We start from the raw sequence: 5,493 nt of genomic DNA, 5'->3' as shown, positions 1-5,493 counted from the left end.
AGCCGGTTGATGGCCAACCTCGTGGCGCTGTTTTACAACTGGTGGACGCTGTATGTGCGCTTCTACGACGAGGGGAGCCACCGCGAGGCGATCCGGGCGCGGCCGATGCTCATGGCCGCGGTGGGACGGCAAACCCAAAGCGGCGGCCAGCGCACCGTCAAAGTAAGCCTCGTGCATGAGAAAGGCGGGGTGATAGCGCAAGCGGTGACGAGAATTAGCAAGGAGTTAAGGCAGATCAACGCCATCACGGAGCGATGGAGCGCGCAACAACGCTGGACGCTGCTGCTGACGCGGTTATTGAGGCGTTTGCTGGGCGGTAAGTGGCTGCCGGGCCTGCCGCCGGACGCGCACTTGTTGCTCAGTGGGTAGCAAAACGCCTTCCGGTCACCCTCCGCATCCCCAGCCAGAACCCGCGCACTCGCGGCTCTCCTTCAACTCGCCCATTTTCCTTTTTAGGATTAATGGTGACCATTTCTAAAACTTGCCTTTTAAGGCAGGCTCCAACCAAGGCGCCGACGGCGCAGCTTTTGCCCAAAGCTTATCTTTAGAGCTTTTGCCCAAACACATTGCCGTGTTGCTGCGGAATATCTGACAAAAGGGTGGAGCGCGCGTTTTCTCAAACGAACCATTGTGCAACACACATGTGTGCAATGGAGGAAGGGGCAATCCCAGTAAAAACGGTTGGATCAACCGCCGTTACTTTTCGCAATTTGGCCGAGCCACGGACGCATCCACGCTAGTGACAGTTCTCGTCCATACCAACAAGCAGACCGTCTTGCCGGGGATTGTCCGCTCCCGAGTTAGTTCGCCCACGTGGGGATTATCAGGCGCATTCGACCCTCCGCCTCCAGCTCCGCATCCATGCCAAGGCGCGAGATGCGGCCGTTGCCATCGTTGAAGGGATGAACCTCCGCCATGAGGAACAGCATGTAAAGCGCCCTAGCGACCGGCGACGGCAATGCTCGTCCCAGCGTCTATCCGCGCGCGAGTGTTTCAATAACGAGCTCCGGCGCGACAAACACTCGCGAACCAAATTCGTTGTTTCGCGTTTTCAGAACACCCGGTTCGACCGCCGCCCTGCCGGTCATCATGCGGGCATGGCGTCGTTTTATTTTATGAGCTCAACCAAATCAGCTGGGATTCCGGCACGGACGCGCTGACATTGGGATCGACGATCAGTCGATAGGTTTCGCGCACATCGTGAGTGTCTTCGGGACGCGTGTTTTGCAGATGCTCGGCCACCGTGCCTGCGTAGAAGATTGATTGCACTTCCTCGACGGTGAATCATTGAATGCCTCCGCCGCGAGGCGCGCGTGAAGGTTGCGGAAATGGACATCGTGCTCGGAATCGTAATGTTTCACATTTCAAGCTACCGGAGGGAGGCTCGCGATTCCCGCGCATTGAGCGGCATGGTTTCCGTTGCTGGTGGGGTTTGTTCGGAGTTTGATTTGCTACGTCCAGGGCGGCCTTTGATGCCGTGTTTCATGCGCACACTGGTGACCTTTCTTGGTTTGATGCCAAGGCTTTTGGCTATTTCTGTGTCGTTGAGCCCTTCCTTCGCTTTTTCGATGATGGTTTTTTCCTGTTCTGGCGTGGTTTTGGTGTAGGGGCTTCTCTTTCGCGGTAGTTTTGCCTCAAGTATGGCACCATGTGTGGTTGCTTCCGGTTGGGATTGCTCGGCTATGTCCAATGCCTCTTTAAATTTTTCCATATTTGGAAAACCGTAATAGGCAGGCAGGGCTTTTAACTCTTTGTTTTTCTTAGCCAGAAGGATTTGAACCAGCTCCTCCATTTTTTTTAGTTTTTTCGAGGTCGGATCCATTTTTTTCAACAAGGTTGATATTTAGGGGATATTTTTCTAATTTTCTTGGTTAATGCAAGTGTGTTTATGTCACACAAAAATTGGGGCCGATCTCTGTGCGATAAAAAAATAAGGAGCCGCCTAAAAGCGATTCCTTATCGCAACACTGTCCACTTCGGCAGGTCAAATTTCCCTTTCATTCTGATAATTTTTATGTGATTTTTTTTCATCTTTTTCTTCTTCAATTTCGATTTTGTCAAAGTAGGGTTTTTGAGGCGAAGTTGTCTCTTTTTTTGCATCCTCCTTTTTGGGTTTGACGGTTTCAATTGGTTTGTTTGCCATCGCAAAACGGGCAAGCAAATTTTTAATGAATTCCTGATTTGGAGTGCTTCTGAATGATTGTTTGTAACAATCCACAAGCTCTCCTGCTGCCCTCTCTCCAAAACAAAACCAAAGGTTCCTTGCAGCATCCCAAGGTTTACAGTCGAAAAGGTAGGCCAGAAATTCGGATGCACCCTCTCCGAAGTGCATAGCCTTTTTTGAATTTATGTTTCGGTAAACAATGAATTTTCGGTCTTCCAATTTAATTATCCGGTCGTCGGCTAATTTATAGATGTTTCCACCCTCAATGGCGGACTTCAATCCTAGTAGATCAGGCACAGAACACAAATGTAGTGGCTGAAGTTTAGTGCGCGCATTGGCCAGTTGTTTTTCGAGGTCTGTTGCGTTTTCGCGCGCGGTGTATAGTGCTAATTCACATTGCTCTAGCGAGAGTCGTAGTTGGTCTATTTCGTCCTTTGTTTTTTGGTAAGCGAGAGCTTGATAATGCACGAGATCGACATGTGAATAAAGGATGTGGTTGTTTTCTTCTACTGCCTTCTGCGCACGCGTGTGGTAAGCAGTCAAGGACTCACCAAATAACCCTGGATTAGGTGCGGGGAGTTGAAAGTTCATTAATTTTTTAAATGTTTCTGCAGCGATTTTTCCTTCGGCGAGGGCATAATAAAATTCGTTAATTGTTTCGTGGTTCACGCGTGCCCATTTTGGTGGGCGATGGAGTTTGTGGGGTTTCATTGCGATTGCTAGCTCACTCCAAAGCTTACGCAAAAGGGAGGGCGTGAACAGGGCACTGGCGCAAAGTCGCCATTCTTTTCTAGCCGCCGGTGCAGATTTTGAGCCACGGCGCCCAGGGGAATTCACCTCTTTGAAAATTAGCGGCACAATAATCGCAGTAAGGTGCGGCGTTGTCTCATCAAGATGTTCGACGATGGCAACGATCAGGCCTCGAAATTTATTGATCAGGAATTGGATGACATCTTTCCGCCAGCGAAAATAATCATCGTCGATGATTAAGGACCCAGACTTTGCGGGTTTTCCAGGCTCTCGCTCTGGTGCCGTCCCACGTTTGAAAAAATCATGGCTTGCGGAGATCATTACTTGGTGTGCCAGGACGTAGTCCTTGCGGAGTTTTTCCATGTCAATGCCTTTGGCTGTGATTTCACGAACTGCGAGATTATAGAAGAGATTACGATGCATGTAGCCTTTTTCACGGGCATCCTTGAAAGGCATATCTATCATTTTGTCGCCCTCAAAGAGAATCAGATGGTTGTCATCTTTTTTTCCCGGGTTCGCGTTTGGGACAGTTTTTAGGCGGAGTTCGTGATCTGCTGTATCGTCGATATTTTCGGCGTATGTGCGGCCAGATCGATTCATGCCTTTCCGTGGGACGCGTGGCACCAGTTTTGCAGTGCGGACAAGTGCATAGTGAATTGATTTAGGATTCATTTTGCCCCCTCCGTTCCGGTTGTTTCAAACGGGAGAATCTTCAAGCCGAGATTTTGCAATTTCAAAACAAGGTCATCAGATGTGAGATTTTCAAGTTGGATAAGTTGATCCCTGTTGATGACCCATTTTTTGCCATCGAATTTGAATCCCATATCGGCAAAGTTTAAGGTTGCTTTTATAATCTCGAGATATGTTTCCCGAGAGTCGAATTTGAGATGCACTTCGGTTTTCGTTTCAGAGTAGTAGGCGCTGGGACTGCGCTTGTTCGGGGCCGATTTTGCAGTCTTTTCTAGGTGGGGTTCGGTGTTTTTAGGGAATGGGTCAGACGTGATTTTTGGCAAGGGTGTTTGACCGAAACCTAAGAGGCCAAGCTGCCTCTGTGCGGTAGCTGTTGCTTGTTGTTTCGCTGGATTGGCCATGTCCACCTGTGGGGTATCTGTTGGTGAAACTTGTTTGGTTTCTTCCGCCAATGATTCAGGTGCCTTGGAATGCGGGGAATCCGGAGTTTTTCCAGAATTTTTACCTAATAGCGCATCCCCCTCCGTATGTTTTTTCTGGTTTGCAGGCTCTGTGGCTTTCTCAGTGGCCTGCTTTGGTTCTTCCGTCGGAGGTGGCGGAGCCTCGCGTTTCGGCACAGATGTTTTTTCGCCGTTTTTAGGAGGATCCCCAGTGAAAGATCGTTTGATTGTCTTTGGTTTGGGTGTGTTCGATTTGCCCAATAATACATCAATCTCATACGTTACAGATTTACTCTCTTTTTTGTTTTTAGCATCTCTCAAGATTTTCCATTTTCCTCTGAGTTGTTTTAAAATTTCCGCATTCGATGGATTGCTTTCTTTGATTTGCAGGCCACGGGCGCGGGCCGTCTCCAATATATGATTCCTGGTGATATTTGTTCCCGAATTCTTCAAAATAGTGGTCTTCCAAATGATCGCCTGTTCTTGAATCGGGCATTTTTCCAGTGCCTGGAGCTGGGCTCGGGTTTGAGGAATTTCACCCTTAGTGGAGGTCTTGATTCGCAAAAAAATAACCAATTCATTGATGATTCGGAAGACAGTCGAGCGATCCAGGGGAATTGATTTCTTGCGGACTTGACTGCGAATTTCTTTTTCGATGGCCACCAACGCGCTCTCAATTCTTGGATCGTGCGAGGCACCAACAATCAATTCTGTGCCATCAGGGAGGAATGCGGTGAGCGCCCTCATCAACGCATCACTTAGTCTGTGGTCTATTTCGTTTCGTTTTCCGAATTTCACAAAACCGTTTAAAATATCCCGCAGGGCGGTTTGAACAACGGTTGAGTCCATGGGATTAAGCAATTGGTGCTTTGTTTCATCGTCGCTGGATTTGTCAGAAAGAAGAAGATTTGAGCTCATTTGACACCTCCCTTCGAAACCTTTGCGTTTTCGATGTAGGATTGGATTTCCTCCCGCTTGAAAAGAACCAAACGGGAATTCACTTTAAATCGATTGATTTTTCCTGCTGCGGCCCAGCGCATTAATGTTTTGGGCGAGATTCCGAATTCACGAGAAAGATCTCGTGGCTTGGAAAAAATCACCGAATGCGTATTTTCGGATGCTTTTGGATCGTCAGTGCGAGGCACCTTCGATGTTTTAGGTAAGTTTTTTTGCGTATGTGAATTTGCCATCAATTGTTATATCGAAATCACCTAAAAAATTCAAAATACTTTTTTGCTACTTGGGTATTTAATTTATTTGATCGGTGTAATTTATTTACGGTCAGATAATTAGGAGGTTTTTTTGCTGAAAAGCAAAAATACCTGAAACCCTCCGAAAGTTTACTTTCGGAGGGTTTCAGGTATTGGAAGCTTTCAGGTATTGGAAGCTTTCAGGTATTGGAAGCTTTCAGGTATTGGAAGCTTTCAGGTATTGGAAGCTTTCAGGTAT

The 5,493-nt window shown here is 47.8% G+C and carries 5 protein-coding genes and 1 pseudogene; 1 reads left to right on the top strand and 5 read right to left on the bottom strand.

The window, feature by feature from the left end; translation table 11 throughout:
• Window positions 1–369: pseudogene (locus M2447_RS13590) on the top strand (hypothetical protein); the annotation flags it as partial.
• Between the two features lie 431 nt (window positions 370–800).
• On the opposite strand, the gene M2447_RS13585 reads toward M2447_RS13590, so the two are convergent.
• The 5 genes from M2447_RS13585 to M2447_RS13565 all read right to left on the bottom strand — a co-directional run bounded on the left by M2447_RS13585 (window position 801) and on the right by M2447_RS13565 (window position 5,189).
• A complete protein-coding gene (locus M2447_RS13585) occupies window positions 801–959 on the bottom strand; it encodes a Fic family protein (RefSeq protein ID WP_277559045.1) in 159 nt (52 codons plus the stop codon).
• Between the two features lie 410 nt (window positions 960–1,369).
• On the bottom strand, window positions 1,370–1,822 hold the full coding sequence (locus tag M2447_RS13580) for a hypothetical protein (protein WP_277559044.1): 453 nt from the start codon (window positions 1,820–1,822) through the stop codon (window positions 1,370–1,372).
• 162 nt (window positions 1,823–1,984) lie between these two features.
• Window positions 1,985–3,586: a plasmid recombination protein gene (locus M2447_RS13575; RefSeq protein WP_277559043.1), complete on the bottom strand. Its 1,602-nt coding sequence runs from the start codon at window positions 3,584–3,586 to the stop codon at window positions 1,985–1,987.
• On the bottom strand, window positions 3,583–4,962 hold the full coding sequence (locus M2447_RS13570) for a hypothetical protein (protein ID WP_277559042.1): 1,380 nt from the start codon (window positions 4,960–4,962) through the stop codon (window positions 3,583–3,585). Before M2447_RS13570 ends, M2447_RS13575 begins: the two co-directional genes overlap by 4 nt.
• On the bottom strand, window positions 4,959–5,189 hold the full coding sequence (locus M2447_RS13565; protein WP_277559041.1) for a helix-turn-helix domain-containing protein: 231 nt from the start codon (window positions 5,187–5,189) through the stop codon (window positions 4,959–4,961). The genes M2447_RS13570 and M2447_RS13565 overlap by 4 nt, the downstream gene beginning before the upstream one ends.
• Between the last annotated feature and the right edge of the window lie 304 nt (window positions 5,190–5,493).

Origin of the sequence: Ereboglobus sp. PH5-10, assembly GCF_029504735.1 — a bacterium.
Lineage (GTDB): Bacteria > Verrucomicrobiota > Verrucomicrobiia > Opitutales > Opitutaceae > Ereboglobus.
Note: the sequence above shows the minus strand (reverse complement) of the source record. Positions and strands in the feature narration are given on the sequence as shown.

Bases quoted from the DNA above. Each gene is read 5' to 3' on its own strand.
- M2447_RS13580 (WP_277559044.1), bottom strand. From the start codon at position 1,822: ATGGATCCGACCTCGAAAAAACTAAAAAAAATGGAGGAGCTGGTTCAA.
- M2447_RS13575 (WP_277559043.1), bottom strand. From the start codon at position 3,586: ATGAATCCTAAATCAATTCACTATGCACTTGTCCGCACTGCAAAACTG.
- M2447_RS13570 (WP_277559042.1), bottom strand. From the start codon at position 4,962: ATGAGCTCAAATCTTCTTCTTTCTGACAAATCCAGCGACGATGAAACA.